This window comes from Streptomyces sp. CC208A (assembly GCF_030010625.1).
Lineage (GTDB): Bacteria > Actinomycetota > Actinomycetes > Streptomycetales > Streptomycetaceae > Streptomyces.
The window spans coordinates 1-26,095 of record NZ_JASCXN010000043.1; the positions used below are offsets into that span (position 1 = coordinate 1).

At 71.3% G+C, this 26,095-nt stretch carries 25 protein-coding genes and 1 pseudogene; 5 read left to right on the plus strand and 21 right to left on the minus strand.

All coding sequences use genetic code 11. From position 1 onward, the window contains the following. Window positions 1–493: 493 nt before the first annotated feature. The 8 genes and pseudogenes from QK442_RS31985 to QK442_RS32020 all read right to left on the minus strand — a co-directional run bounded on the left by QK442_RS31985 (window position 494) and on the right by QK442_RS32020 (window position 8,111). Complete coding sequence (locus tag QK442_RS31985) at window positions 494–1,510, minus strand: TIGR03842 family LLM class F420-dependent oxidoreductase (RefSeq protein ID WP_282697605.1); 1,017 nt, start codon at window positions 1,508–1,510, stop codon at window positions 494–496. A gap of 45 nt (window positions 1,511–1,555) precedes the next feature. After that, the gene (hydA, locus tag QK442_RS31990; RefSeq protein ID WP_282697606.1) at window positions 1,556–2,947 is read right to left on the minus strand and encodes a dihydropyrimidinase; all 1,392 of its coding nucleotides are present in this window, start codon (window positions 2,945–2,947) and stop codon (window positions 1,556–1,558) included. Window positions 2,948–3,036: 89 nt separating this feature from the next. Continuing rightward, window positions 3,037–3,513, minus strand: a pseudogene (locus tag QK442_RS31995) (amidohydrolase family protein); the annotation flags it as partial. A gap of 66 nt (window positions 3,514–3,579) precedes the next feature. Beyond that, window positions 3,580–4,860, minus strand: coding sequence for an aspartate aminotransferase family protein (locus QK442_RS32000; protein WP_282697607.1), 1,281 nt, complete (start codon window positions 4,858–4,860; stop codon window positions 3,580–3,582). After that, window positions 4,857–5,696, minus strand: a complete 840-nt coding sequence (locus tag QK442_RS32005; protein WP_282697608.1) for a nitrilase-related carbon-nitrogen hydrolase — start codon at window positions 5,694–5,696, stop codon at window positions 4,857–4,859. The genes QK442_RS32000 and QK442_RS32005 overlap by 4 nt, the downstream gene beginning before the upstream one ends. Before the next feature lie 218 nt (window positions 5,697–5,914). Beyond that, window positions 5,915–7,177 carry a UL36 very large tegument protein gene (locus tag QK442_RS32010; RefSeq protein ID WP_282697609.1) on the minus strand — a complete coding sequence of 421 codons (1,263 nt, stop codon included), beginning with the start codon at window positions 7,175–7,177 and terminating at the stop codon, window positions 5,915–5,917. 140 nt (window positions 7,178–7,317) lie between these two features. Continuing rightward, entirely contained in the window at window positions 7,318–7,698 is a 381-nt protein-coding gene (locus QK442_RS32015) for a PPOX class F420-dependent oxidoreductase (RefSeq protein ID WP_282697610.1), read from the minus strand. 11 nt (window positions 7,699–7,709) lie between these two features. Beyond that, window positions 7,710–8,111: a helix-turn-helix domain-containing protein gene (locus tag QK442_RS32020; RefSeq protein ID WP_282697611.1), complete on the minus strand. Its 402-nt coding sequence runs from the start codon at window positions 8,109–8,111 to the stop codon at window positions 7,710–7,712. Between the two features lie 66 nt (window positions 8,112–8,177). Here QK442_RS32020 and QK442_RS32025 point away from each other — a divergent pair, with 66 nt between their 5' ends. Beyond that, complete coding sequence (locus QK442_RS32025; protein WP_282697612.1) at window positions 8,178–8,837, plus strand: NAD(P)H-binding protein; 660 nt, start codon at window positions 8,178–8,180, stop codon at window positions 8,835–8,837. 22 nt (window positions 8,838–8,859) lie between these two features. Here QK442_RS32025 and QK442_RS32030 read toward each other — a convergent pair whose 3' ends face one another. After that, entirely contained in the window at window positions 8,860–9,159 is a 300-nt protein-coding gene (locus QK442_RS32030) for a hypothetical protein (RefSeq protein ID WP_282697613.1), read from the minus strand. Between the two features lie 127 nt (window positions 9,160–9,286). Next, window positions 9,287–9,538 carry a helix-turn-helix transcriptional regulator gene (locus tag QK442_RS32035; protein ID WP_282697614.1) on the minus strand — a complete coding sequence of 84 codons (252 nt, stop codon included), beginning with the start codon at window positions 9,536–9,538 and terminating at the stop codon, window positions 9,287–9,289. A gap of 52 nt (window positions 9,539–9,590) precedes the next feature. Between QK442_RS32035 and map the strand changes: the two genes are divergently transcribed. Further along, entirely contained in the window at window positions 9,591–10,358 is a 768-nt protein-coding gene (gene map / locus QK442_RS32040) for a type I methionyl aminopeptidase (protein WP_282697615.1), read from the plus strand. A gap of 6 nt (window positions 10,359–10,364) precedes the next feature. Here the strand turns inward: map and ggt are convergent, their stop codons facing one another. Continuing rightward, on the minus strand, window positions 10,365–12,179 hold the full coding sequence (gene ggt, locus QK442_RS32045; RefSeq protein ID WP_282697616.1) for a gamma-glutamyltransferase: 1,815 nt from the start codon (window positions 12,177–12,179) through the stop codon (window positions 10,365–10,367). A gap of 114 nt (window positions 12,180–12,293) precedes the next feature. Here ggt and QK442_RS32050 point away from each other — a divergent pair, with 114 nt between their 5' ends. Continuing rightward, window positions 12,294–13,028: a hypothetical protein gene (locus tag QK442_RS32050; protein WP_282697617.1), complete on the plus strand. Its 735-nt coding sequence runs from the start codon at window positions 12,294–12,296 to the stop codon at window positions 13,026–13,028. Here the strand turns inward: QK442_RS32050 and QK442_RS32055 are convergent. Beyond that, window positions 12,994–14,235, minus strand: a complete 1,242-nt coding sequence (locus QK442_RS32055) for a cytochrome P450 (protein ID WP_282697618.1) — start codon at window positions 14,233–14,235, stop codon at window positions 12,994–12,996. The two genes, QK442_RS32050 and QK442_RS32055, sit on opposite strands and share 35 nt — an antisense overlap. A 267-nt stretch (window positions 14,236–14,502) precedes the next feature. Between QK442_RS32055 and QK442_RS32060 the strand changes: the two genes are divergently transcribed. Continuing rightward, entirely contained in the window at window positions 14,503–16,017 is a 1,515-nt protein-coding gene (locus QK442_RS32060; protein ID WP_282697650.1) for a CocE/NonD family hydrolase, read from the plus strand. A 406-nt stretch (window positions 16,018–16,423) separates the two neighbouring features. Here the strand turns inward: QK442_RS32060 and QK442_RS32065 are convergent, their stop codons facing one another. From QK442_RS32065 to QK442_RS32105, 9 genes are all read right to left on the minus strand, one after another. Continuing rightward, window positions 16,424–16,861, minus strand: a complete 438-nt coding sequence (locus QK442_RS32065; protein ID WP_282697619.1) for a DUF6278 family protein — start codon at window positions 16,859–16,861, stop codon at window positions 16,424–16,426. A gap of 103 nt (window positions 16,862–16,964) precedes the next feature. Then, on the minus strand, window positions 16,965–17,744 hold the full coding sequence (locus QK442_RS32070; protein WP_282697620.1) for an exodeoxyribonuclease III: 780 nt from the start codon (window positions 17,742–17,744) through the stop codon (window positions 16,965–16,967). A gap of 58 nt (window positions 17,745–17,802) precedes the next feature. Then, the gene (locus QK442_RS32075; RefSeq protein WP_282697621.1) at window positions 17,803–18,435 is read right to left on the minus strand and encodes an MBL fold metallo-hydrolase; all 633 of its coding nucleotides are present in this window, start codon (window positions 18,433–18,435) and stop codon (window positions 17,803–17,805) included. 44 nt (window positions 18,436–18,479) lie between these two features. Further along, window positions 18,480–19,760, minus strand: a complete 1,281-nt coding sequence (locus QK442_RS32080) for an alpha/beta fold hydrolase (protein WP_282697622.1) — start codon at window positions 19,758–19,760, stop codon at window positions 18,480–18,482. A gap of 180 nt (window positions 19,761–19,940) precedes the next feature. Continuing rightward, on the minus strand, window positions 19,941–21,176 hold the full coding sequence (locus QK442_RS32085; RefSeq protein WP_282697623.1) for a site-specific integrase: 1,236 nt from the start codon (window positions 21,174–21,176) through the stop codon (window positions 19,941–19,943). Window positions 21,177–21,587: 411 nt separating this feature from the next. Further along, entirely contained in the window at window positions 21,588–22,037 is a 450-nt protein-coding gene (locus tag QK442_RS32090; RefSeq protein WP_282697654.1) for a transposase, read from the minus strand. Further along, window positions 21,961–22,458 (minus strand): ISAs1 family transposase, encoded by a 498-nt coding sequence (locus tag QK442_RS32095; RefSeq protein ID WP_282697624.1) that lies wholly within the window; start codon window positions 22,456–22,458, stop codon window positions 21,961–21,963. Before QK442_RS32095 ends, QK442_RS32090 begins: the two co-directional genes overlap by 77 nt. Window positions 22,459–22,623: 165 nt before the next feature. After that, window positions 22,624–23,526: a phosphotransferase gene (locus tag QK442_RS32100; RefSeq protein WP_282697625.1), complete on the minus strand. Its 903-nt coding sequence runs from the start codon at window positions 23,524–23,526 to the stop codon at window positions 22,624–22,626. Window positions 23,527–23,559: 33 nt separating this feature from the next. Next, complete coding sequence (locus QK442_RS32105; protein ID WP_282697626.1) at window positions 23,560–25,011, minus strand: helix-turn-helix transcriptional regulator; 1,452 nt, start codon at window positions 25,009–25,011, stop codon at window positions 23,560–23,562. Between the two features lie 276 nt (window positions 25,012–25,287). On the opposite strand from QK442_RS32105, the gene QK442_RS32110 reads away from it, so the two are divergent. Then, a complete protein-coding gene (locus QK442_RS32110) occupies window positions 25,288–25,752 on the plus strand; it encodes an ATP-binding protein (protein ID WP_282697627.1) in 465 nt (154 codons plus the stop codon). Window positions 25,753–26,095 lie beyond the last annotated feature (343 nt).

Sequence of the window (26,095 nt, forward strand, 5' to 3'; positions counted from 1 at the left end):
CACGCCTTAACTCGATCGGAGCATTGCCAAGCATGACATTTACGGGTCCGTTCGGTCGGCACGCCCTGACACGGCCCTGGCCCGCGTTGCGGTCCACCCTCGGCTCGACGATCTCGCCCCTCGGCACCCAGAGCAGTCTGGCAGCAGCGGCAATGCTGCCTGATACCGCACTAGAGAGGGTCGGGAAAGGGGACAGCCGCGCAGAACGAGCCTGCGGTAGGGGAAGGTGCTGGACCTCTGCCCTCTTGCTTCGGTGGGCCGGCACCACCTCGCGATCACCAGAGCGGGCTGCACACGCGGCTCCGACCAACCCGGATGCGGCCTTCTGGAAACCGTTCCCAGCCCGCAAGGTGACGACCGCAAGGTGTTCAACTCCGATGTGGCCCTCTACGCATGCGCTTGGCCACCGCGGGGTGCTGGCGATGGCCGGCGAAACCCTTCCCAGTTTCGATCGACAGGGATGTTTCGGAAGGGCCGTAAGGGAGGGGCCAGTTCAGGCGTTGAGGGAGGGGATGATGTCGGAGCCGTACGCGTCGATGGTGCCCTCGCGGTTGTCGTGCATGTCGTAGACGGCGAACTGGTCGACGCCGAGGTCCTTGAGGTGGCGGAGCTTCTCGATGTGGGCCTCTGCGGGGCCGAGGAGGCAGAAGCGGTCGACGATCTCGTCGGGGACGAAGGCGGTGTCGGGGTTGTCGGCGCGTCCGTGGTGGGAGTAGTCGTAGCCCTGCCGGTCCTTGATGTACGCGGTCAACTCCTCGGGGACCATCGAGGAGTGTTCGCCGTACTTGGCGACCAGGTCGGCAACGTGGTTGCCGACCATGCCGCCGAACCAGCGGCACTGGTCGCGGGCGTGGGCCAGGGCCGCCGGGGAGTCGTCGGCCGTCACGTACGCGGGGGCGGCGACGCAGATGGTGAGGGCGTCGGGGTCGCGGCCGGCCTCCCGCGCCGCCTCCCGTACGGCCTTGACCATCCACTCGGTGAGGAACGGGTCGGCGAGCTGGAGGATGAAGCCGTCGGCCTTCTGCCCGGCCAGGGCCAGCGCCTTGGGCCCGTACGCCGCCATCCACACCGGCAGCTTGCCGTTCTTCACCCACGGGATCCGGACCGGGTTGCCGTCGACCTGCGCCTCGCGGCCCTCCGCCAGGTCGCGGATGACCTCGATGGCCTCGCCGAGGCGGGCCAGGGTGTTCGGCTTGCGGCCGGCGACGCGCATGGCGGAGTCGCCGCGGCCGATGCCGCAGACGGTGCGGTTGCCGTACATCTCGTTGAGAGTGGCGAACGTGGAGGCGGTCACCTCCCAGGTCCGTGTCCCCGGGTTGGTGACCATGGGGCCGACGTGGAGCTTGGTGGTGTGCTCAAGGATGCGGCTGTAGATGACGAAGGGTTCCTGCCACAGCACGGCGGAGTCGAAGGTCCAGCCGTAGCGGAATCCGTTGCGCTCCGCCCGGCGCATCAGCCCAACGACCTCGGAGGCGGGCGGGTCGGTCTGCAGGACGAGTCCGAAGTCCACGCGGGGACCTCCAGTTCGAATCGGTGCGACGAGATTCCGGGCTGCTCAGCCCAGGTACTGGCAAAGACCGCGCGGCACGAATACCCCGTGCCCCGCGTGCCCCGTGTACTTCCGCTGGTCTACGACGACCTCACCCCGGGACAAGACCGTCTCGACCTGCCCGGTGATCGCCTTCCCCTCGTACGCCGAGTAGTCGACGTTCATGTGATGGGTATCCGCGGACAGCGTCTGCGTGGCGTGCGGGTCGTAGATAACGACGTCGGCGTCCGCGCCAGGGGCGATCGTGCCCTTCTGCGGGTACAGGCCGAACATCCTCGCCGGCGTCGCACAGGCGATCTCGATCCAGCGCCGCCGCGAGATGTGCCTGTCAACGACGGCCTGATGGAGGAGGTCCATGCGGTTCTCCACCCCCGGCAGGCCGTTGGGGATCCTGGAGAAGTCGCTGCGGCCCAGCTCCTTCTGGCCGACGAAGCAGAACGGGCAGTGATCTGTGGAGACCACCTGGAGGTCGTTGGTCCGCAGCCCCCGCCACAGGGCCGCCTGGTGCTCCTTCGGCCGGAGCGGGGTGCTGCACACGTACTTGGCGCCCTCGAAGTCCGGCTCCGCCAGGTTGTCCGTGGACAGGAAGAGATACTGCGGGCAGGTCTCGCCGAAGACCGGCAGCCCCATGTCCCGGGCCGCCGCCAGCTCCGCCACCGCCTCCTGCGCGGAGACGTGCACGACGTAGAGCGGGGAGCCCGCCACCCGGGCCAGCTGGATCGCCCGGTGGGTGGCCTCCGCCTCCAGCAGCGCCTTGCGTACCTCCCCGTGGAAGCGGGGGTCGGTCTCGCCCCGGGCCAGGGCCTGCTCCACCAGGACGTCGATCGCGATGCCGTTCTCCGCGTGCATCATGATCAACCCGCCCGTGTCACCGGCCACCTGCATCGCCCGCAGGATCTGCCCGTCATCCGAAAAAAATACCCCCGGATAGGCCATAAACAATTTGAACGAGGAAATCCCATGCTCGATGAGCTTCGGCATCTCCTTGAGCGTCGACTCGTTCACGTCCGACATGATCATGTGGAACGCGTAGTCGACCGCGCACTTCCCGTCCGCCTTCTCGTGCCAGGCGGACAGGCCGGCGTGCAGCGACTCGCCCTTCGACTGCACCGCGAAATCCACGATCGTCGTCGTCCCGCCCCACGCGGCCGCCCGCGTCCCCGTCTCGAACGTGTCCGACGCGAACGTGCCACCGAAAGGCAGCTCCATATGCGTATGCGCGTCCACCCCGCCCGGGATCACGTACTTCTGCGACGCGTCGATCACCCGGTCCGCCGTCCACTGCTGGCTTCCCGGGGCCGCCAACGCAACCACCCGGCCGTGCTCGATCAGCACGTCCGCGTGCATCTCGTCCGCGGCCGTGATCACAAGACCGCCGGTAATCAGAGTCCGAGTCATGCCCCAGAAGTCCCTTCACGCCGCCTGTCGATCACGCCACCACCCGTCGCACGATCTACTCCGCTAGAAAACCCCTGGTCACGCGGCCGAACGAAACTCTTGAAGGAGGTGATGCCCTCCTGGATGAGCAGCGGCATCTCCTTCAGCGTCGACTCGTTCACGTCCGACATGATCATGTGGAAGGCGTAGTCGATCGCGCAGTTGCCGTCGGCTTTGGCGTACCAGGTGTCCAGGCCCTCGCGGAGGGTGTGGCCGACGGACTGGACGGCGAAGTCGACGAGGGTGGTGGTGCCGCCCCAGGCGGCGGCGCGGGTGCCGGTCTCGAAGGTGTCGGAGGCGAAGGTGCCGCCGAAGGGGAGTTCCATGTGGGTGTGGGCGTCGACGCCGCCGGGGATGACGTAGCGGCCGGTGGCGTCGAGGACGCGGTCGGCGGTCCAGCCGGCCGCCGCTTCGGAGCCGTGGGCGGCGAGGGCGGCGATGCGGCCGTCCTCGACGAGGACGTCGGCGTGGATCTCGTCGGAGGCGGTGACGACGAGGCCGCCCCGGATGAGGGTTCGGGTGCTCACGGGGGTTCCTTCCTGCGGGCTGCTCCCTGCGAACTGTCTGTGATCTTCCTGCGGATTTCCCGCGAACTAGAGGGATCTCAGGGCTCGTTCGAGGATCGCCGCGCCTTCCTCGGCCTCGGCGACGGTGAGCGAGAGCGGGGGCGCGACGCGCAGCGCGCTGGTGTCGTGGCCGCCGCCCTTTCCGATGAGCAGGCCGTTCTCGCGGGCCGTCTCCAGGACGGTGGAGGCGGCTTCGGGGGCGGCCCGGCCGGTGACGGGGTCGGCGAGTTCGATGCCGATCATGAGGCCGCGGCCGCGGATCTCGCGGACGGTGTCGACCCCCGCGGCGGCGGAGCGGAGCCGCTCGATGAGGAGTCCGCCGACACGGCGGGCGTTGCCCTGGAGGTCGTGGTCGAGGAGGTGTCCGAGGGTGGCGAGGCCCGCGGCCATGGTGACGGGTGAACCACCGAAGGTGGAGATGGAGTTGGCGTCGAGGCAGTTCATGATCTCGGCGCGGGCGACGACGCCGCCGATGGACATGCCGTTGCCGATGCCCTTGGCGAAGGTGAGCATGTCGGGCGGTCCGGCCTGTTCGTGGGCCTGCCAACCCCAGAAGTGGTCGCCGGTGCGGCCCCAGCCGGTCTGCACCTCGTCGGAGATCCAGAGGATGCCGTGCCGGTCGAGGACGCGGCGGAAGGCGGCGTAGAGGCCGTCGGGCGGGGAGGTGAACCCGCCGACGCCCTGGACGGGTTCGGCGATGAGGGCGGCGACCCGGTGGGTGTGGCCGAGGAGGTCTTCGAGGTCGGCGACGGCCGCCTCGGTGAACCGCTCGTCGGTGAGCCCGGCGAAGGGGCCCCGGGAACGGACCGCGCCGTGCACGTAGAGGGTCTGGAGCGGGGAGAGGCCGGTGGGCGACCAGGAGCGGTTGCCGGTGACGCCGACGGTGGAGAAGGAGCGGCCGTGGTAGCTGTTGCGCATCGCCAGGATCTGGTTCGAGCGGCGGTACGCGGTGGCGAGGAGCAGGGCCGTGTCGTTGGCCTCGGTGCCGGAGGTGGTGAAGAAGACACGGGCGTCGGGGATGCCGGAGAGGGTGGCGATCCGTTCGGCGAGCTCCACCATCGGCCGGTTGAGGTAGAGGGTGGAGGAGTGGATGATCCGGCCGGCCTGTTCGGCGACCGCCTTGGTGACCTCGGGGAGGGCGTGGGCGGTCATGGTGGTGAGGATGCCGCCGAAGAAGTCGAGGTAGCGGCGGCCCTCGGCGTCCCAGACGTACCGGCCCTCGCCGTGGGTGATCTCGATCGGCTCGTCGTAGTAGAGCGCCAGCCAGTCGGGGAGGACGGCGCGGTGGCGGGCGTACAGGCTGCTCACGGACTCACCAGCCCGTCGTACGCGTCGGGGCGGCGGTCGCGGTAGAAGGCCCACTGCCGCCGGACCTCCTCGATGAGGCCGAAGTCGAGGTCGCGGACGACGAGTTCCTCCTCCTTGTCGGAGGCGACGTCGCCGACGAAGCGGCCGCGGGGGTCGACGAAGTAGCTGGTGCCGTAGAAGTCGTTGTCGCCGTACTCCTCGACGCCGACGCGGTTGATCGCGGCGACGAAGTACTCGTTGGCGACGGCGGCGGCGGGCTGTTCCAGCTGCCAGAGGTAGGACGAGAGGCCGCGGTGGGTGGCCGAGGGGTTGTAGACCAACTGGGCTCCGTTGAGGCCGAGTTGGCGCCAGCCTTCGGGGAAGTGGCGGTCGTAGCAGATGTAGACGCCGACCTTGCCGACAGCGGTGTCGAAGACCGGCCAGCCGGCGTTCCCCGGGCGGAAGTAGTACTTCTCCCAGAACCCCTCGACCTGCGGGATGTGGTGCTTGCGGTACTTGCCGAGGTAGCTGCCGTCGGCGTCGATGACGGCGGCGGTGTTGTAGTAGAAGCCCTCGGACTCGATCTCGAAGACGGGGACGACGATCACCATGCCGGTCTCGCGGGCGAGCTCCCGCATCCGCCGCACGGTGGGGCCGTCCGGCACGGGCTCGGCCCAGCGGTAGTGCTCGCGCTCCTGGACCTGGCAGAAGTAGGGGGCGTTGAAGACCTCCTGGAAGCCGATCACCTGGGCGCCCTGCCGGGCCGCCTCGCGGGCGTGCTCCTCGTGTTTGGCGATCATGGATTCGGTGTCGCCGGTCCAGGTCGCCTGGACGAGTGCGGCGCGTACGACGGTCATGAGCAGCTCCTTCGGCGCGGCGTCAGAGAGCCTCTACGCCCGTAGACACGGTGCGTAGGAAGAGAACGTAAGCCCCGTCACACCCCGGAGCAAGACCACTGCCGCGAAGCAGATGAGTCGATCATGTTTCATACCCGACTGGTCCACGTCGGACACGTACCGACACGTGGCGGGTGGTCCCTGATCGTACGGATCCGCTTTCGGTGCTCGCGAGGGCTTCAGTCCCCGAGGACGCCGCCGACCCGCAGCGCGTGCCGCAGGGCGCGGTCGTCGGCGGGCGAGAGGGCGCGGGCCGCCGCGCCGAGCCGGGGCATCAGCAGCGCCGGGTCCACGGCGGCGAGTCGGGCCGCCTCCTCGGCGGTGCGGACCCGGAGGAAGGAGGTGAGCAGGGTGTGCGCCTCGCGCTCGCGGCCCTCCGCCGCCAGCACGGCGACGGCTCCGGCCAGCTCCTCCACGGGCCGGGCCAGACCCTGGCGCAGCAGCTGCTCGCAGTCGTCGGCGCGGCCCGCGTCGGCGAGCGCTCCGGCGACGGCGGCCAGCCGCTCGGACGGCAGTGAGGCGGCCTCCCACAGGAGGGTGCCCCAGTCGGCACCGAGCCCGGCGCGGTGGAGCTCCCGGGCGAGCGCGGGCAGTCGGGCGGGCGGCCCGCCGAGCGCCTCGACGAGCAGCACGTGCGCCTCGCCGCTGCGGCCCTGGGCCCGCAGCCGCTGGAGGGCGTGGACGGCGTTGGCGGCCCGGGCGGCCTCCTCGGCCCCGTCCGGGACGGCGGACACGGGGGCGGACGCGGACACGGGCGCGGACTCGGGGGCGGAGTCGGGGGCGGAGTCGGTACGGCCCCGGAACCGGGCGCCGCGCGGCTCCGCCCCGCCGACCGGCAGGTCGGGTACGGCGGTGGGCGCGGGCCCCTCGACGGCGTCCGCGGTCCAGGCGTACCGGGCGCCGCGGGGACGCCGCCGCTCCGGCACGGGAGCAGCACCCCCGCCGTCCGGCGGGGCGGCCGTGTACAGCCGGTCGAGGCGGTCGGTGAGGTCGACGAGCCGGGCGGTGGCGCGGGCGTGGTCGTCGCGGGCCCAGGCGATGTCGTGCTCCAGGCGGGCCGCCTCGGCGGGGTCCGGGGCCGGGTGGGAGCGGAACCGCCGCTCCAGTTCCCCGATCCGGGCCTCGGCGTGGCGGCGTTCGCGCTCCATCAGCTCGCGGCGCGCGGCCAGCGCCTCGCCGCCGCCGGGCCGCCGGTCGTGGACGCGGGCCGCGGCCTCGTACAGCTCCCGCCCCCGCTCCGGGGCCTCCCCCGCGTCCTGGAGCAGGGACTCGACGACGTCCCAGGGCAGGAGTTCGGCGCCGTCGAGACAGGCGCGCAGGCCCTCGGGGTCCCGTGCGGCGAAGACGCCCCACCAGCCGCCGGCCGTCTCGGCGCGGGCGGCGAGTCCGCCCAGCCAGTGGGTGAACTCCGTCATCTCCGGCGGAATGTGAGTGGCCGTCATGTGCTCGCACCTGCCCCGCGCTCGAAGGGAACCTTCCGGTCCGCCGCAGGGCATTGCACCGCATCCGTGTTACGGGACGGCTACGGACCGTTTTCCTTTCGGTGCCCGGGGGACCACATCAGCCCCTCGGGGGATGAGGATCACAGGGTGACGACGATCCCGGTGTGCGGCCGCTTGCCGAGGCGGGCGATCGTGGCCGGCAGGTCCACCAGCCAGAACTGGTAGGTGTACTTGCGGGAGAGCAGCCTGCGGATGCGGCGCAGCTCCTCCCCCTCGACGATCCGGGCGGTGCCGGGCATCCGGGCCGCGCCCTCGGGGACGTTGCCGCGCACGTCGCAGGGGGCCAGTTCGACCTCGGGGTTGTTGCGGAGCCGCTTGACCTTCCAGGAGTCGGCGCGGGTCCACACGTACACGCGCCCGTCCTCGACGGCGTACCAGACGGGGGTGGCGACCCCGGTCCCGTTCTTCCGGTAGGTGGTGAGGCTGATGTAGCGGCCGCGCCGCAGCTCTTCGGTCGTCATGGCCTGCGAGCCTACGCCGGGCGGTCCCCCGCGTACGCCGCCCGGGCGTCGCCGATCTCGGCGCCGTGGGCGCGGGACCAGGCGCAGGCGGTGTCGAGCGGGCCGAGGAGCGAGCGGCCGAGCGGGGTGAGGGCGCACTCGACGCGCGGCGGGTTCTCGTCGTACGCGGTGCGGTCGAGGAAGCCGCTGCGCTCCATGGACCGCAGGGTCTCGGTGAGGACCTTGGGGGTGATCCAGGGGAGGGCGGCGCGGAGTTCGCCGAAGCGGCGTGCGGCCCCGTCCTCCAGGCAGCGCAGCACGACACCGGTCCACTTGTCGCCGACGCGGAAGGGCTGGACGGCACCGTCGGCGCAGTCCGGGTCGTCGAACCGGACGTTGATCGGGGGCTGTTCGCCCGATGGTTTCTCGCTCATGGGGCCGACGGTAGCCGCGCCGGTACCGTTGAAGTAACCGGATCCCCCTGTCCTACCGTCCCGGTCATGGACAACGACACCAGCAAGAAGATCATCGTGTTCGGGGCCGGCGGTCGCGTGGGCCGGGCGGCCGTCGCGGAGGCGGTGGCCCGGGGCCACCGGGTGACGGCGGTGGTGCGGGACCCGGCGCGCCATCCGGACCTCGGCCGGCCGGGCGTGGAGGTCGTACGCGGCGACGTGACGGACCCGGAGTCGGTGGCGGTGCTCGCCGGTGGGCACGACGCGGCCGTGCACGCCTCCGCCCGCCTCGACGTGCCGTCGGAGGAGTACTTCGCGGCGACGGCGAAGGCGCTGGTCTCCGGGCTCACGGCGGCCGGAGTGGGCCGGCTCGTCACCCTGGGGATCGCCACCACCCTCGAAGCCGCTTCCGGGGCACGGCTGATGGACGCGCCGGACTTCCCGGCGGAGTGGCGGGCCTTCGCGCAGGGCCACGTCGTGGAGTTCGAGCTGCTGACGGACGGGGCCGGGCCCGAGCTTGACTGGCTGATGGTGGTGCCGCCGCTGGACCTGAACCCGGAGGCCGAGCCCACCGGCGGCTACCGGACGGCGGTGGGCACGGTCCTGGACGGGTCCGGCCGGATCGCGCACGCCGATCTGGCGCTCGCGCTGCTGGACGAGATCGAGGCGCCCCGCCACAGTCGGGTCCAGCTCGCGGTCTCGGTCTGACGTCCCGACCGGGCCGGGGGGTTCAGCCCTGGCCGCCGAGCCAGCCGAGGCCCTCGATCAGTTCCTCCTGGTTCATCACCGGCGAGTAGTGGATCCTGGCGCCGAGCCGCATGAAGAACGGCTCCGCGAGGGCGGGCAGGTCGGAGGGCTCGTTCAGGTCGAAGAAGAGGTAGGCGGTGCGACAGCCGTTCTCGACGGTGAAGTAGGCGGATTCGGGGCGGATGCGTCCGAGTGCTTCCTGCATGAGCTCCGGGACGACGCCCTGCTTGATGAGGTCGTTGGCGGCCTCGGTGTTCATCTCGACCTTCATGAGCATGCGCATGACGCGGCCCCTTTCCCGGCCGGGCGGGGGCTCGGCGCGGCGGGCCCTCGGTCCACCCGGACGTCCTCACTTCCAGCGTCCTCCCGTGCCCGCGCGGGAGCCACCGGGGGTGGGGCGTCCGCCTGTCTCAGGCGGGCAGGGGCGCGCAGCGGACGAGGAGCTCGTCCAGTGAGAGGTCGAGGACGCCGGCGAGGGCCGCGACGGTGAAGAAGGCCGGGGTGGGGGCGCGGCCGGTCTCGATCTTGCGGAGGGTCTCGGCGGACAGGCCGGCCGCCGCGGCGATCTCGACCATCGAGCGCTCGCCGCGGGCCTCGCGCAGCAGCCGCCCGAGCCGCTCGCCGCGCTCGCGCTCTTCGGGGGTGAGGGGGGTGCGCACCATGCGGTCCACTCTACCCGCCCGAACCGATTCTTATACCGGTATAGTAATGGGAATGGTGGAGATCAAGACCGAAGAGAACCTGACGGCGATGCGCGAGGCGGGCCGCGTGGTGGCCCGCGCCCTGGCGGCGGCCCGGGAGCTGGCGGCGCCCGGCGTGCCGGTCGCCGCGCTCGACCGGGCGGCACGGGAGGTCCTGGCCGAGGCCGGTGCGGACTCGCCCTTCCTGGGCTACCGCCCGGCCTGGGCCCCTGTCCCGTTCCCGGGCGTCCTCTGCGTGTCCGTCAACGACGCGATCGTGCACGGCGTCCCGGACGGGACGGTCCTCCGGGACGGCGACCTGGTCTCGGTGGACTGCGGGGCCCGCCTCGACGGCTGGGTGGGGGACGCGGCGGTCAGTTTCACCGTCGGCCGCGCCCGCCCCGAGGACACCCGGCTGATCGGCGCCGCCGAGGAGGCCCTGGCCGCCGGCATCGCGGCGGCGGTCGTCGGCAACCGGATCGGGGACATCGCGCACGCGGTCGGCACGGTCTGCCGCAGGGCCGGGTACGGCATCCCGGACGGCTTCGGCGGACACGGCGTCGGCCGCGCCATGCACGAGGGCCCCGACGTGCCCAACGAGGGGCGGCCGGGGCGCGGGACGAGACTGCGGCCCGGCATGGTCCTGGCCATCGAGCCGATGCTCGTCGGGGGCGGCGGCGACGAGCACTACACGGCGCGGGACGGCTGGACGGTCCGTACCCTCGACGGCTCCCGCGCCGCCCACGCCGAGCACACCGTCGCCGTCACGGAGGCGGGCCCCCGCGTCCTGACCGCCCCCTAGACCGGCTCACCGGTCGGGGCGGACCACCATCGCCGAGCCGCCGCCCCGGCGGACGGTCTCCGCGGCGGCGAGCCAGCGGCCGCCGGGGAGGCGCTGGACACCGGTGGCCGCCCCGATCTCCGGGTTCTGCCGGAAGACGTGCCCAAGGGCTTCGAGCTCGGATCGCAACGGGCTGTTCCAGAGCGCCGGTTCGAGGTCGGTGGCCGACTGGTTGCGCTGGCTGGCGCGCGGCGCGGCGATGGCCTCGACGAGCGGCAGGCCCCGGTCGAGGAAGCCGGTGAGGGTCTGAAGGACGGTGGTGATGATGGTCGCGCCGCCCGGGGTGCCGAGGGCGAGGACCGGCCGGTCATGGCGGTCCAGGACGATCGTCGGGGAGATGGAGGAGCGGGGGCGCTTGCCAGGCCCCGGCAGGTTGGGGTCGTGGACGGCGGGGTCGGCGGGGGCGAAGGAGAAGTCGGTCAGCTCGTTGTTGAGCAGGAAGCCGCGCCCCGGCACGGTGATGCCGCTGCCGCCGGTGGACTCGATGGTGAGGGTGTAGGCGACGACGTTCCCCCACTTGTCGGCGACGGTCAGATGGGTGGTGTTCTCGCCCTCGTACGTCGTCGGCGCCGCCCGCCCGCCGGTGGCGCAGGGCACCGGGCTGCGGGGGTCGCCGGGCGCGAGCGGGCTGGTGAGCGCGGCGTCGTCGCGGATCAGGCAGGCCCGGGAGTCGGCGTACCGCTGGGAGAGCAGGCCCCGGACGGGCACGGACTCGAAGGCCGGGTCGCCGACCCAGCGGCCGCGGTCGGCGAAGGCGATCCGGCTCGCCTCGATGAAGCGGTGGAGGTACCGCCCCGGTGAGGCGGCGGCCAGGTCGCCGGTCTCCAGGATGTTGAGGGCCTCGCCGACGGTCGTGCCGCCGGAGGACGACGGGGCCATGCCGTAGACGTCGAGCCCCCGGTAGGTGACCTTGGTGGGCGCGCGGCGGACCGTGCGGTACGCGGCGAGGTCCCGTTCCGTCAGGTCGCCGGAGCGGACGGTCCGTTCGGCGCCCTCGCGGACCGGCGGGGTGCGGACGGTGTCCACGATGTCGCGGGCGAGCGGCCCCCGGTAGAGGGCGTCGACGCCCCGCTCCGCGAGGAGGGCGTACGTACGCGCCAGGTCCGGGTTCTTCACGACGGAGCCGACCTCGGGCAGTCGTCCGCCGGGCAGGAAGAGCGCGGCGGAGGCCGGGAAGTCGCGGAAGCGGGCCTCGTTGGCGGCGGTCTGGGCGCGGTAGGTGGCGTCCACGGTGAAGCCCTCGCGGGCGAGCCGCTCGGCGGGGGCGAGGAGGGTGCGCAGCGGTTTGCTGCCCCAGGCGTCGAGGGCGGTCTTCCAGGTGGCGGGGGTGCCGGGGGTGCCGACGGCGCGTCCGCTGGTCATCGCCTCCGCGAAGGGGATCGGCGCGCCGTTCTCCAGGAAGAGGCCGGTGTCTGCGGAGGCGGGAGCCGTCTCCCGGCCGTCGACGGTGTGGACGGTACGGGTGCGGGCGTCGTAGTGGACGAGGTAGCCGCCTCCGCCGATGCCGGCCGAGTAGGGCTCGGTGACGCCGAGGGCGGCGGCGACGGCGACGGCCGCGTCGACCGCGTTGCCGCCCTGCCGCAGGACCTCGATGCCGGCGGCGCTGGCGTCGGCGTCGACACTGGCGACGGCACCGCCGTGCCCCACCGCCACGGGCACCTTCGCCGGCGCGGGCGGTGGAGCCGGTGGAGTCCGTACGAGCGGCGGGGCCGCGGCTCCCACCGAGAGCACCGTCGCGGCGGCCGCCACGACCACCCCGTACCGCACAGCGGAGCGACGCATCCCTGACCTCCCGTCAATGACCGTCCACGCAGCGTAACTTCTGTCCGTCCCGACGTCAGGAGCGCCTTCCGGCCCCCTCGAACGGTCACCCGGCCGCCGCTAGCATGCGCCCCTATGGACGAGGACCTGCGCAACATCGTGCTCGGCGTGCTGGCGACCGGTGTCAGCGCGTCGCTGGGATGGCTCACCCGGACGTACGCGTGGCGGCGGCGGCTCCGCCGCAAGCAGGCGTTCTTCGGACTGCCCTCCGGCTCGGAGTGCCTGCTCGTGGTGAACCGCCTGGCCGGCAGCGAGCGCGGGGTGCACGCCACCGACGTGTCGGCGCTGCTCGAACTCTCGGCACTGATCAAGGACTGCGGGGCGCGGCCCCGGATCGTGCAGCACGACACGGCACGTCAGGGCCTCGGGGAGACGGCAGAATTCTGCATCGGTGGGCCGTTCTCGAATCGCCGCATGGCCGCTCATCTGCCGAATCTCCTGCCGGGGCTCACGATGAACGTCGAGCAGGAGCCGCCCGAGGACCGGGGGATGATCACCGTGGCGGGCGAGACCTACCGCCCGGAGTGGGGCGTCAGCGAGTACGTCGTCCTCGCCCGCCTCACCCTCGGCGAGGGCGGCCGGCCGGTGTTCCTGCTGTGCGGCCAGGCCGCGGTCACCAACCAGGCCGCGGCACGGTACCTGGCCCGCCGCCACAAGGCGCTGGCCGGCACGTACGGTCCGGACGGTTCCTTCGTCCTGCTCCTGAGGGTCGTCAGCTCCCAGGCGTACGGCCCCGACGTCGTCGAGCTGGTGGCCGACGTGACGCGGGCGGCGCTCAGGGCTCCCGCAGCCGCACCGGCAGCGACTTGACCCCGTTGATGAAGTTGGAGACGAGCCGGCGGGGCTCCCCGGCGGCCTCGACACCCGCACAGACGTCCCGCAACTCCTCGTAGAAGATCCGTAGTTGGATCCGGGCGAAGTGGGCTCCGAGACAGACGTGGGGGCCGTCGCCGAAGGAGACGTGCGGGTTCGGGCGGCGACCGAGGTCGAGCCGGTGCGGGTCGGGGAAGACGCGTTCGTCGTGGTTGGCGGAGACGTGGAAGACGACGACCTTGTCGCCGCGGGCGATCGGCACCCCGGCCAGTCCGGTGTCCCGCGCGGCGGTGCGGCGGAAGGAGATCACCGGCGGGTGGACGCGCAGGAGTTCGTCCACGGCGCTCTCCACGGACACCTCCCCCTTCCAGAGCCTGCCCTGCTCGCCGGGGTCCCCGCAGAGCGCGAGCACCCCGCCCGGGGCCGCCGACCGCACGGTGTCGTTCCCGGCGACGGTGAGCAGGAAGAAGAACATCTCCAGCTCGGCGTCGGCGAGTTCGGTGGTGGCGAGCGCGGTCATGAGGTCGTCGGCGGGGTGCTCGCGCTTGTAGGCGGCCAGCTCCTGGGCGTACGCGAACATCTCGGCGAGCCGGGCGGGCGACCGGGGGTTGACCGGCCGTCCGTCGGCGTCGAGGACGGGCGGCTCGTCCGGGTCCTGGTAGGCGATGACCCGTTCGGTCCAGGTGTGCAGCAGCCGCCGGTCGCCCGGGGGCACGCCGAGCAGGTCGGTGAGGTTGAGGAGCGCGTAGTCGTCGGTCACGGCCCGTACGAGATCGGTCTCGCCGCCCTCCGCCCGGGCGGCCCGCAGCAGCTCGCGGGCGCGTGAGCGCGCGGTCGCCTCGAACCGCTCGATCCGCCCCGGCGTGAAGGCCCGGCTGACGAGCCTCCGCAGCCTTCCGTGTTCCGGAGGGTCCTGGTTGAGCATCATGCGGCGGATGAAGGGCAGGTCGGCGGGGTCGGGGTCGCGGATCTGGGTGGCGCCGAGCCAGGAGGAGTACGTCTCCGCGTCCTTGAGCACCCGAACGACGTCGGCGTGCCGTGTCACCGCCCAGAAGCCGGTACCCGCGGGCCATCCGAGCACCGCCCGCTCCTCCTGCCAGGCGACCGGCGCCCGGTCGCGCAGCCCCCGGAAGGCGTCGTGCGGCGGCCCGGCGGCGTGGACGCGCGGGTCGAAGACGTCGGGAAGGTTCGGCGGCTGCTCCACGGGCCCCAGCCTGGAGCAGAAGCCGGCGCGTGTCCATGACGCCGAGCCCTCCCCCGTCCCTCTCCCTCACGCCGGGCCCGCCGGCGCCCCCCTCACGCCCGGCGCACCCGTCGCGCCAATCGTTACCCGCACGTAACTTACCGACCGGTTACCACGGGTAGCCCCTCGCGGTTACCGTCGGGCCACCTCACTGCTCCCCACCAGTGACCCCCCATCGAGGAGTGGCCCGTGCGTACTTCCCCGGCCCTCGCCGTCTCGGCCGCGCTGGTGGCCGGGACGGCGCTGTCCGTCGCCCCCGCCGCCCAGGCCGCCGAGAGCGGCACGTCGATCCGGTTCGTGGACATCGCCGGCGACGGCGGCACCGTCCTCAAGGCCAATGTCGTCACCCCCGCCGGGGCCGACGGCTCCGTCCGCCACCCGGTGATCGTCCTGCCCACCAGCTGGGCCATGCCCCAGGTCGAGTACCTGGCGCAGGCGCAGAAGCTCGCCGAATCCGGTTACGTCGTGGTGAGTTACAACTCGCGCGGCTTCTGGCAGTCCGGCGGCGAGATCGAGACCGCCGGCCCCAGGGACGTCGCCGACGCCTCCAAGGTGATCGACTGGGCGCTCGCGAACACCCCGGCCGACCCGGACAAGGTCGGTATGGCCGGGGTGAGTTACGGCGCGGGAATCAGCCTGCTCGCCGCCGCCCACGACCCCCGGGTGAAGGCCGTCGCCGCGCTCAGCGGCTGGGCCGACCTCATCGAGTCCATCTACAGCGGGCGGACCCAGCACCTCCAGGCCGCCGCCCTGCTCGGCGGCGCGGCCTACCTCACCGGCCGTCCCGGGCCCGAACTGAAGCGGATTCTCGGCGACTTCCTCTCGTCCGACCTGGACAAGGAGGACGAGATGATCGCCTGGGGGAAGCAGCGGTCCGCCGCCACCAACCTCGACCGGATCAACGCCAACGGCACCGCCGTCATGCTCGGCAACGCCTGGGGCGACACCATCTTCCCGCCCAACCAGTACGCGAGCTTCTACGAGAAGCTGAAGGGCCCCAAGCGGCTGGAGTTCCGCCCCGGCGACCACGCCACCGCCGAGGCCACCGGCCTCCTCGGTCTGCCCAACGACACCTGGACCAGCGCCCACCGCTGGTTCGACCGGTATCTGAAGGGCGTCGACAACGGCATCGACCGCGAGCCGCCCGTCCGGCTCAAGCCCCGCTCCGACGGCGGCTACGAGGGCTACGCCGACTGGAAGGCGGTCAACGCGCACCGCGACCGCATCGCCCTGGACGACCCCGAGCATCTCTGGGCCAACGTGGACTCCGGCGCCAACGGCGGCATCGTGCTCCTCACCAACCTGCTCGACCAGCTGGCGCAGACCCCGCCGGCCGTCTCCGTGCCGCTGCTCCCCCGCTCCTTCGCCGCCGTCTGGCAGTCCGGCCGTTACGGCTCCGGGGCCGCGGTGCGCGGCACACCGGTCCTGCACACCACGGTCACCCCGACCGCCGGGAGCGGCACCTTCGTCGCGTACCTCTACGACGTGGGCCCGCTCGGCATCGGCAAGCTGGTGTCCCACGCCCCGTACACCTTCCACGACAGGACGCCGGGGCGGCCGTTCGCCGTGGACCTGGAGCTGTTCTCCACGGCCTACGACGTACCGGCGGGCCACCGGCTCGCGCTGGTCGTCGACACCGTCGACCCGCTGTACATCGAGCACAACCCGGCCGGCGCGCAGCTGACCTTCTCCTCCCCCGGGTCCGATCCCTCGTACCTGGCGGTGCCGTTGCGGAAGGAGTGATCCCGGCTGCTGCCGGGCCGGTTTCAGGCCCGTGCGGGGGCCCGTACGGGGGTCACTCGCGGCCCGGCGGCGTGATCACCGGTGCGGCGGGAGCGACGTCCACCCCCTTCGTGCGGGGGTCGCGGCGCTCCCGGCGCGCGACCCAGGGCGCGCTCCACTCGCGATCCCGGCCCTCCCGGACCGAGCCGGCAAGCTCGGCCCTCCAGGACCGGGAAGACGACGTCACGCCGTCCGATCAGCGGATAGACGCTCATGCGCTGCCCTGCCCCCTTTGCCGGCGGTGTGCCGGTGCGGTGTGTGCGGTGTGTCGAGACAGCGCAAACTATCCATCACAAAAAGGGACTTCACGCCCGACACGCATGAAAGGTGCAAGTAGGTATTAGCCGTATTTACGGCAGGCGGAAGGTCACCGCTCGGCGGCCTCGGCGTACACCTGGGACAGCTCGGGCGCCCCGGTCATCGCCCACTCGATGCCGTACTCGACGACCGGGATCTCGCGGCCGGACTCCAGGACGACGACCGGACCGCCGTTCGGCCAGACCTGCCAGCGGGCGCCCGGCACGTTCCGCACGACGACGGTGCCGAGGTACAGCCCCGCGTCGTTCCCGAACCAGGGCAGCTCCTCGGCGTCGTCACGCCAGCGCGGCGGGAGCTGGTCGAGCTCCTGGAGCGAGCGCGGGCTGTCGTCGAGCGTGACGCCCGCCGCCTCGACCCGGGCGCGGAGCAGCTCGCACTCGGCGAGCAGCTCCGCCACGCCCTCGGGATCGCGGTCGAAGGCCGCGGCCAGCGGGGCCCGCTCCGGCTCGTGCCGCCTGCGCCAGTGGTCGAGAAACGGGATGTTCATCGAAACAGCGTCGCACCGTCACCTGCCGGTCCACCACCCGGCACGCGGAGATCGTCGTGCGCCGCCCGCGCAGCGGCAGTCGGAGGCCGAACGGACCCGCTGGTCAGAGCTCCAGGTCGACGACGACCGGGGCGTGGTCGGAGGCGCCCTTGCCCTTGCGCTCCTCGCGGTCCACGTAGCTGTCCTTCACGGCCTCCGTGAAGGGCTTGTTGCCGTAGACCAGGTCGATGCGCATGCCCTTGTTCTTGGGGAAGGCGAGCTGGCGGTAGTCCCAGTACGTGTACGGATGGTCGTACTTGAGGGGGCGCGGGACGACGTCGGCGAGGCCGGTCCCGCGCAGGCCGGCGAGGGCCGCCCGCTCGGGCTCGGTGACATGGGTGGCGCCCTCGAAGAGGGAGACGTCCCAGACGTCGTCGTCGGTCGGGGCGATGTTGTAGTCGCCGAGCACGGCGAACGGGCGCTCGCCGGCCGCGTCCTCGCCGACGGCCGCCTTCAGCGCCTCCAGCCAGCGCAGCTTGTACGCGTAGTGCTCGTGGGCGATCTCCCGGCCGTTGGGCACGTAGACCGACCAGAGGCGGACCGGGCCGCAGGTCGCGGAGACCGCGCGGGGCTCCTGCACGCCCTCGTACTCGGGGCCGCCGGGCAGGCCGGTGACGACGTCCTCGAAGCCGACGCGGGAGAGCAGGGCCACGCCGTTCCACCTGCCGGTGGCGTTGACCGCCGACTCGTACCCCAGCTCGCGCAGGGCCTCGGCGGGGAACTGCTCGGCGGAGCACTTGGTCTCCTGGATGCACAGCACGTCGGTGCCGCTGCTCTCCAGCCAGGCCAGCAGGCGGGGCAGCCGGGCGGTGATCGAATTGACGTTCCAGGTGGCGATGCGCATGGCGCCAGCCTACTGGCGGGCACCGACAGCGGCCCGGACCACGCTCACGGTCCGGCGCTCACAGGTCGGCGGAGGCCCCGGGGGCGAGCCGCTGGTGGTCGGTGCCGCCGAGGGCGCCGATCTGCCGGTCGTAGATCGGCCGGGCCAGGTCGGTCAGGAGGGCGTCGTGGATGTCGTACGCCCGGCGGGGCCGCACCTCGCGGACGTAGTCGATCACCTCGGAGATCTTGTTCCACGGGGCCATGACCGGCAGCAGCAGGGTGTCCACCGGGCGGCCGGGGACGGTGAGGGCGTCGCCGGGGTGGAAGACGGCGCCGTCGACGAGGAAGCCGACGTTGGTGATGCGCGGGATGTCCGGGTGGATCACGGCGTGCAGCTCGCCGTGGACCTCGACGTCGAAGCCGGCGGCGGTGAAGGTGTCGCCGTGCCCGACCGTGTGCACCCGGCCGGGGAAGGCGGCCGTGAGCTGGTCGGCGACGCTGCGCAGGGTCCAGATCTCGGCGGCCGGGTTGGCGTCGAGGGCGGCGCGGAGCCGGCCCTCGTCGAAGTGGTCCGGGTGCTCGTGGGTGACGAGGAGGGCGTCGGCGCCGAGCACCGCGTCCTCCTCGGTGAACGCCCCCGGGTCGAGGACGAGCGTCCGCCCGTCCTTCTCCAGCCGGACGCAGGCGTGGGACTTCTTCGTCAGCTTCACGGCCTCACCCTACGCCGGGCGTGCGGGCCCGGCGCGGGCGTCGGCTACGCCGGGGGCGTGGTCTCCTCGGCGATGGCGCGGCCGACCGTGCCGAGGGCGGTCTCGGCGGCCGGCAGGCCGCAGTAGACGGCGGTGTGCAGCACGATCTCGCGGATCTCGGCGGGCGACAGGCCGTTGCGCAGGGCGGCGCGGGTGTGGTCGGCGAGCGCCTCCCGGTGCCCGCCGGCGACGAGGGCCGTCAGGGTGACGACGCTGCGGGTGCGCCGGTCGAGGCCCTCGCGGGCCCAGACCTCGCCCCAGGCGTAGCGGGTGACGAGCTCCTGGAAGTCGGCGGCGTCCGCGTCGGCGAGCGCCCGGTCGACATGGGCGTCACCGAGGATCTCCCGCCGGAGCCCGAGCCCCTTCTCGTACGGGTCGGGGCGCCCCGCCGGCGGCTCCTCGGCCTCCTCGGGCACGGCCGGGACGACAGGGGTGGCGGGGACCGGCTCGGCGGGGGCCGGGGCCGGCCCGGGGACGGGCGGGACGGCGTGGAGGCCGCCGGTGTCGTGGCCGGTCGCCGAGAAGTGCTCCAGGAGGAGGTCGGTGACGGCGGCGGGCTGCTCGACGGGGGCGAGGTGGGAGGCGCCCGGGACGACGGCCAGCTTGGCGTCGGCGATGCCGGCGACGAGGGTGCGGGCCTCGGCGGGTCCTGTGACCCGGTCCTCGGAGCCGACCAGGACGAGGGCGGGCACGCCGATGCTGCCGAGGGCGGCCCGGACGTCGAAGACCGCGAGGGCCTCGCAGGCGGCGACGTAACAGGCGGCGTCGGTGGTCCGCACCATCTGGACGGCCCAGTCGACGATGGCGGGCTGGTTGGCGGCGAAGTGCGGGGTGAACCACTGCTCGGGCGCGGTGCGGGCCATCGGCTCCAGGCCGTTGGTGCGGACCACGACCCCGCGCTGGCGGAACTCGTCGGCGGTGCCGAAGCGCGGCGCGGTGGCGACCAGGGCCAGCGAGGCGACCCGGTGCGGGGCGCGCAGGGCCAGGTCGAGGCCGACGGCGCCGCCGAGGGAGCAGCCGGCGTAGCCGAAGCGCTGGACGCCGAGGGCGTCGAGGGTGGCGAGGAGCCGGTCGCCGAGCTCCGCGACGGAGGTGAAGGGCTGGGCGGGGGCGCCGCCGTGTCCGGGCAGGTCGAAACGGACGACCCGCCGGTCCCGGGTCAGCTCCGGGATCTGACGGTCCCACATGTGGAATGTGGTACCCAGTGAAGGGCCCAGCACCAGGACCGGAGCGTGTTCTTGCCCGTCAACGCGGTATTGCAGGGTGTTCGTCGATGTCTCGCTCACCCGCCAGACCCTCTCATCTCTCACGATCTCTCACATCGCCGGGTCGGGCTCAGTGACTCTTGACCCGCTCGCCCCGACAGTCCGACGCTGCCCCACCGTACGGTCGGCACGCTCGGACACCGGCTCGCGGCAGACCGCGCCATGGGTGGACGAGCACGTGCGACAAGCAGACCACCCGGTTCACACTTGCCCATCAGTCTGATGGATCCCGTGCAGACCGCCCCACGCGACGGCGGCTCCACGAAGATCCTCCACGTCCGGCTTCACGTACCACTTCTTGGTGGTGTTCACGCTCGTGTGTCCGGCCCACCGAGCGAGGATATGGTCCGGGACGCCCTTGTTCGCCAGGTAAGTGAGGCACGACGCACGGGCGTCGTAGAGCCGCACCCGACGGAGATGAAGGAGGTCCATGAGCCGATACGCCCGTCGGCGAAGCTGCCTGATCGTAAAGGACTCGCCGGTCTCGTGGACCAGGACGTAGCCGGTGTCCTGGTATGCCTCTCCCAGCGCCAGTTTTTCCCTGGCCTGGAGAGTACGGAACGCCTTCAGCCCAGCCAGCACCGGAGCCGGCAACGGAAGTTCCCGTTCTCCGGCCATGGACTTGGTGTCCTTCTCCACCACGTGCCGGTTACCCATCATTGTGCGGGTGTTGGCGACCACGATCTTGGCGTCGTCCAAGTTGACGTCTTCCCAACGGAGTCCGCACACTTCCGCCGGACGCAGCCCCATCAGAGACAGCAGCAGCGGAGCATAGAGCCGCTCTCCCCTGATCCCGTGGACGAACATCTGGACCTCATGGACGTTCCAGGGCTTCGCCTCCTGCTTCTTCCTCCGTTCTTCCTTGCGTACCCTCCGCGGAATGGTCACGTGCTCCGCCACGTTCATGGGCACCAGCCGGCGTGTGACGGCTCGGTTCAGAGCGTCCTTCAGCCGAGCGAGACTCATGTCCACGGTGGTCACTCCGAGCGGCGTACCAGTCCTACCGCCACGCACGCGCCCGTGCTTCAGAGCCCAGCGCATCCAATCCTCCACCGCCTCTTCAGTGAGTTCCTGGAGGCGGATCGCACCCAGTTTTCCCCGGACTCGGTCCAGGGTGATCCGGTAGTTGTAGATGGTGGTTTCTTCCAGGTCCTCCGCCTTCATGGCCAGCCACTGGTCGAGCCACTCGTTCAGTGTGATTTTGCTGGGCGCCACCAAGCTGCCTTCATCGCGACGGTGAGTAAGGCGCGCGTATTCCTCCCGCGCCTCCTTCAGCTTGGCGAACGTCCGGGTCAGCTGCCTACGCTTCCCAGTTTCGGGGTTGATCCCTACATCGACCACGAACCGGTATCGAACCTCCCCCTTTGCGTTCGGCGGGAGCTTCTTGATCGGATCGGACAGTGCTACTCCTCCTCCTTCAGCGGCGAAAACGCCCATGACGGACTGATCACCTGTTCACCGGCTCGGCCGTCCTGCCGGACAGCGTCCTCACGTCGCAATTCGCTCCAGGTCCACCGCCAAGCGGTTGGAGCGCGCGAGGTCCATAATCCACAAAATTCCCGGTTAGGCTAACCGGGAATTTTGCTGTATGTTCCGCGCCGCGCATTGCCTGCGCCTGCGCCTGCGCCTGCGCCTGCGCCTGCGCCTGCGCCTGCGATACCCCTTCCCGTTCGTCTCGCCCCGGAGTAAAACGGACTCGATGTTTTCCGGGACGCTGTACGTTGACATGCTTTCGGAGAACCTTCCAGTCCGGGACGGGAGTTACGCGTCTGCCGTGGGCGAATTCACCCTGCATGCAAGGGGGACTGCACAGGGCTTCGGCGCAGTCGCGTGACGCCCGTTTTGTGATCACTCGAGGCCGAGGAGTGCGAGCGGGCGACGGAGATCGCGGGCATTGCAGCGGAAACCGGCCGCGATGTTCTTCACTCCGGCTGCCCGGAGGACTCCGATGGCGAGGTTGCTCCAGGTGGCCATCGCGCGCGGCGCGTTGCCGGTCCGCAGCTGCGAGGCGTCCTCGGCGAAGGTGGTATCCCGGACGCGATGCAGGGCCTCGATCGTCCAGTGGTCGCGGACGAGTTCTGCGAGCTGGGCCAGGGTCGCCTGCTCGGCGGACAGGCTGGTGACGGCGTGGACCGTCTTGACGGTGGCCCTGCCGGCCTTGCGGTCGGTGCGGCGGGCTTGATCTGGACGGCCTGGCAGGAGCCGGGGAAGAGGAGCTTGTTCACGGCGGCGGCCTTGCTCCGCCGGATCTCCGAGCGGCCGTGGCCGACACCCTTGACGATTGCATGTAGTGGGCACCCCGGCCCAGCAGGTAGTCGACGCACTCACGCTGAGTGTGCATCGCGTCGCTGGTGACCACGGCCCCGACCAGGCCGGCGACGGTGTCCAGCAGCGGCTGGAAGCAGGTGATCTCGTTGGTCTTCTCGCCGACGTCCAACTGAGCCAGGACCAGGCCGGTGGTGCGCTCCAGCACAGCGAGCAGGTGGATCTTCCAGCCTTCCGCCTTCGCCGCGCCGCGCAGGCTGTTGCCGTCCACGGCCAGACCACGCAGTGCGGCCGTCCCCGTCGGCTTCGGATGGCGATCCGCCAGCCAGCGCCCGACCACCCGGTCCAGCACGTCGCCGTCAATGTGGGCCAGCAGCCGGCGGACGGTGGTCTCGGCGGGCAGGGCCCGTCCGGGCAGGATCAGATCGGGACGGGCGCCGACCTGGTCCAGCACGTGCGCCGGCAGGCCCGGGACCTCCTTGGACTGCTCGATGACAGATCGCCACGAAACCGGCGTCACACGACTACGCCGAAGCCCCAGTCCTCGTTCCCCTCCGGTCTCCCATACCAGAACAACGAGCCCCACAGCCGGAAGCCACTTCCTGTTTCCCAGCAAGCCCTAAAGGATGCTCCAGGAGAGCTGCCCATCCCGTCTCCTCAGACCGTCGATCCGCCGCTGGATCTCACTCAAAGTTCTGGGAGCATGTCGAACTTTCCGCGCGTTAGTACTGATCATCCGTAGTTCGCGAATATCACGCAGAACCGGGTATCCAGTGGTTTTCGTGATGTCCCACCCATAGGTGTCCGCAAATGTCTGGTAGTGGGCTTGACCGTAGCCGAACCGCCGGCAGTGGACTTCGACCGTGACGAGGTCCCATTCCGGCTGGCCTTGGGCGACCGTGTCCCAGTCGCACAGCACCGCAGCTCCGTCGGTGGTGTGCAGCGCGTTCCGGTGCTGAGGATCGCCTTGTATCAGCCCGGGGGCAAGGGCGAACCGGACGTGCCGCAATTCCTCTTCGAGTCGATCCGCCTCCTCCTCCATGTATCGGATGGCTGCGGCGGGGAGGCATGTGATCGCGGCCAGAGAGCGGCGGATCGCGCGGATGTTGTCGTGCTCGGCAAGGGTGATCGGGGGTGGGGGCAGCAAGTGGAGCGCCTTGAGGGGTCCGGCCAGTTGCCCGGCCGCCACGGGGTACTCGGGCTGCGGCAGGTAGGTCCAGAAGGTGACAGCGTGCCCGTCGACGATCAGCGGTTGATCGCAGGGGTGGAGAGAGACGGTGGGAAAGTCTGCTTCGATGAGCCATCGTACGAAGGCGACTGTGCGCGCGACGCTCTCGACGTCGGTTCCCTTCCGGGCGATCTTGGCCACCACCTGCTCCTTCTTCAGGAGGAGGACCGCATTGGTGTGCCCGCGCAGGAGGCGCGCATCGCGGCTGTCGAGGCCGGCCTTCGCGCAGGCGCGCTCTAGTACCTGGTACATCTCGGACTCGTCGAACCCACCGGGGGCCGGCGTGATTGTCATGTCGCACAGGCTTACCGACGAGGGAGCGTTCTGTCACATCCGGCCTGGCGGAAGCTCGATGATCTCGAGAAGCTCGCGTGCCGCTCGGCTTGTCCGTATCGCCGGTGGAAGGACCTCTACGACCTCGCGGGCTCGTTCTTCCACGATGGGTGTGCGGTGGGCGGGGTCCATCCGCAGGAACGTGGCGCCGGCCAGCTGGAACGCTTCGTCAGGGCTTCGGTCCCGCGCGTAGCAGATGGCTGCTTCAAGCCGGAGGAGGGCGGGATCGATTCCTGTCTTGTCCTGGTAGAGGACGAGTGCCTGCTCCTGGGCTTGGCGTGCCTCACGTGTGCGCCCGAGAGCGGTCAACGTCCCGCTTCTGTAGAGCAGGTAGCGGCGCGCCGGAAAGGCGAAGGCGTCGTCCGCCGAGTCCCCGCCGAACTGTTCGAATGCCTTCGTCGCGTAGCGCAGGGCGTCATCGGCCTCGGCCTCGGCGCCAAGCTTGGCCAGGGCCCGAGCCTCCGCTGCTGCCGCGAAGGCGTGCGTGGCGCTGGTTCGCGCTTTGCCGCTGATCACCCTGGCCTCCCGGCACAGATTCACCGCCTGGGCGATCGGACCGTAGTAGAAAGGCAACATCGCGGCTTGAGCCCTGACACGCGCTCGAAGCTCCGCGTTTCCGCTGTCGTCCGCAGCGGTACGCGCTGTGGCGTACCAGGATCGCGACCGTGTGAGGTCGCCGAGCTTCATGAGCGCGTCGGCGGTGAGCGTGGAGAGCATCGCGGTCAGCTCCGAGAGCCGGACCTGGACTGCGGCCGGCTGTCGGCATGCGGCCAGCCCCTCGACCTCCGCAAGGAGGTCCAGAAGGCGGGTAAGCATCAGGGCCGGCGGGGTGGAGATGTATTCCTGGCTGGCCCAAAGGACCATTTCGTCGATGTGGTCCAGCTGATTGGAGGTGACCGTCGCGGAGGCGAGGGTGCGGTCGAGCGCACGCCGCGCGGCGTCGACCCTGTGCGAGAGATGGTCGGCGGCCGTCGGGATCCGCTCGCCGGTGACGGGCATGGCGATGACCTCGGCGCGGTGCTCGTGCCGGGGCTCTGCCCGGAGGGCGACTGCGGCAACCGTCTCGGTCTCGTCCAGACCCAGATCGCCCGGCGAGCAGCCGTAGAAGGCGGCGAGCACGAGCACGGTGGAGCGAATCGGCTGATGTCCTCCCGTTTCCCAGAGCCGCAGCTGTTCCACGGTGACGCGGGGGGCCTTTTCCAGGTCGGAGACGAGCTCGCGGATCCGGTCTGCCGCTTCGGCAAGGGTCAGGCCCCTGGCCAGACGCTGTGCGCGCAGGGGGGAGACGAAGCAGTGCGCGTGAATCGTGCGGGCGATCTCGTCGGTTGTGTGTCCGCGTTCGGTACCGCTCTCGCGTAACCGCCTCGCGCAGGAGGGGCCATGAGGTTCAGGACCACGTCGCATGAAGTCGGTTCCCTTCGAACTCGCCCACCAGCGTAGCGACATGCTGTCCGCTCCGTGTCAAGAAATCGTGACTCCGTCGAGCACGGCCCCGGAAATACGTGAAGCGTCACGCAGACCCGCCACGTTTACGTGAACCGTCACGGTTGCCGCCCCTGGCCCACGACGGCAACTCTTGCCCTCCTCGGGCTTCCCGAGAACACGCCGCTCGCAGGCCACGGCACTTGAAGGTCCTGGTCCGTGAGCCTGCGGGTACCTCCGCGCCCAGCTCGAGCTTGCTCACGACCACTGCCGTCGCCTCACACTCCTGAGGAGTCCCCTATGGCACAGGAGCACTTCCCCCAGAACGCCGGACGCTCGTCGTCGCCCGCCGCACCGCTCCGGAACACCGTCGAGGTGTTCCTGCCCAGCGAGCCGGCGTACGTCAAGATGTCGCGACGGGTCGCGGCGGGCGCGATGGAGCGGTGGGGCGGTATCCCCGCGGCGGTGGCGGACGACGCGGTCCTCATCGTGTCCGAGCTGATGACGAACGCGATCCTGCACGGCGGCGGCGTCGACGCCCAGAAGGCTGTCGGACTGCGCATCGAGCACACCGGCAACGCGCTGCTGGTCGAGGTCACCGACGGAAACTCGAAGCCAGCCCGCCTCAAGACGGCCGGGGGAACGGAAACGGGGGGCCGGGGCCTTCTCCTGGTAACGCGGCTGGCCTGCGACTGGGGCACCCACAACGAGAACCGCACCACCTGGGCCCGCCTTTCGACTCACCCCCAGGAGCGGGCGTGCTGATCGCACGTGCCGACGAGGCCGCCTTGAAGCGGCTCCAGACCTCGCTCGCGCGATCCGTGGCCAGCGACGGCATCGACGACGTGATGCCGAGCCCGGGCTCGGTCGACCGCCTCTACGCGAGGACGAAGGCAGGCTGCCCGGGAGGGCGAACTGTCCGCCACCGCTGGTTTCCGCGGCTGGCAACTCCAGACCGGGGCCCCTCGTCCGGCGATCCGTATCAAGCGGGTGAGGGGCGGTACCGCGCCAACAGGAGTGTGCGGTGCCCCGGCCGCCGAGTGGTCCGTCCCGACCCCGAACAGAGGCGGCCGGCCCCACCTTCCCCTGCACCCCCTCCGCCGGGCAT

What these genes read in the sequence shown, in the direction of transcription:
- hydA (WP_282697606.1), bottom strand. Translation starts at nt 2,947, where the DNA reads ATGACTCGGACTCTGATTACCGGCGGTCTTGTGATCACGGCCGCGGAC.
- QK442_RS32005 (WP_282697608.1), bottom strand. Translation starts at nt 5,696, where the DNA reads ATGACCGTCGTACGCGCCGCACTCGTCCAGGCGACCTGGACCGGCGAC.
- QK442_RS32010 (WP_282697609.1), bottom strand. Translation starts at nt 7,177, where the DNA reads ATGACGGCCACTCACATTCCGCCGGAGATGACGGAGTTCACCCACTGG.
- QK442_RS32015 (WP_282697610.1), bottom strand. Translation starts at nt 7,698, where the DNA reads ATGACGACCGAAGAGCTGCGGCGCGGCCGCTACATCAGCCTCACCACC.
- QK442_RS32020 (WP_282697611.1), bottom strand. Translation starts at nt 8,111, where the DNA reads ATGAGCGAGAAACCATCGGGCGAACAGCCCCCGATCAACGTCCGGTTC.
- QK442_RS32025 (WP_282697612.1), top strand. Translation starts at nt 8,178, where the DNA reads ATGGACAACGACACCAGCAAGAAGATCATCGTGTTCGGGGCCGGCGGT.
- QK442_RS32030 (WP_282697613.1), bottom strand. Translation starts at nt 9,159, where the DNA reads ATGCGCATGCTCATGAAGGTCGAGATGAACACCGAGGCCGCCAACGAC.
- QK442_RS32035 (WP_282697614.1), bottom strand. Translation starts at nt 9,538, where the DNA reads ATGGTGCGCACCCCCCTCACCCCCGAAGAGCGCGAGCGCGGCGAGCGG.
- map (WP_282697615.1), top strand. Translation starts at nt 9,591, where the DNA reads ATGGTGGAGATCAAGACCGAAGAGAACCTGACGGCGATGCGCGAGGCG.
- ggt (WP_282697616.1), bottom strand. Translation starts at nt 12,179, where the DNA reads ATGCGTCGCTCCGCTGTGCGGTACGGGGTGGTCGTGGCGGCCGCCGCG.
- QK442_RS32050 (WP_282697617.1), top strand. Translation starts at nt 12,294, where the DNA reads ATGGACGAGGACCTGCGCAACATCGTGCTCGGCGTGCTGGCGACCGGT.
- QK442_RS32065 (WP_282697619.1), bottom strand. Translation starts at nt 16,861, where the DNA reads ATGAACATCCCGTTTCTCGACCACTGGCGCAGGCGGCACGAGCCGGAG.
- QK442_RS32070 (WP_282697620.1), bottom strand. Translation starts at nt 17,744, where the DNA reads ATGCGCATCGCCACCTGGAACGTCAATTCGATCACCGCCCGGCTGCCC.
- QK442_RS32085 (WP_282697623.1), bottom strand. Translation starts at nt 21,176, where the DNA reads ATGGGCGTTTTCGCCGCTGAAGGAGGAGGAGTAGCACTGTCCGATCCG.
- QK442_RS32100 (WP_282697625.1), bottom strand. Translation starts at nt 23,526, where the DNA reads ATGACAATCACGCCGGCCCCCGGTGGGTTCGACGAGTCCGAGATGTAC.
- QK442_RS32105 (WP_282697626.1), bottom strand. Translation starts at nt 25,011, where the DNA reads ATGTCGCTACGCTGGTGGGCGAGTTCGAAGGGAACCGACTTCATGCGA.
- QK442_RS32110 (WP_282697627.1), top strand. Translation starts at nt 25,288, where the DNA reads ATGGCACAGGAGCACTTCCCCCAGAACGCCGGACGCTCGTCGTCGCCC.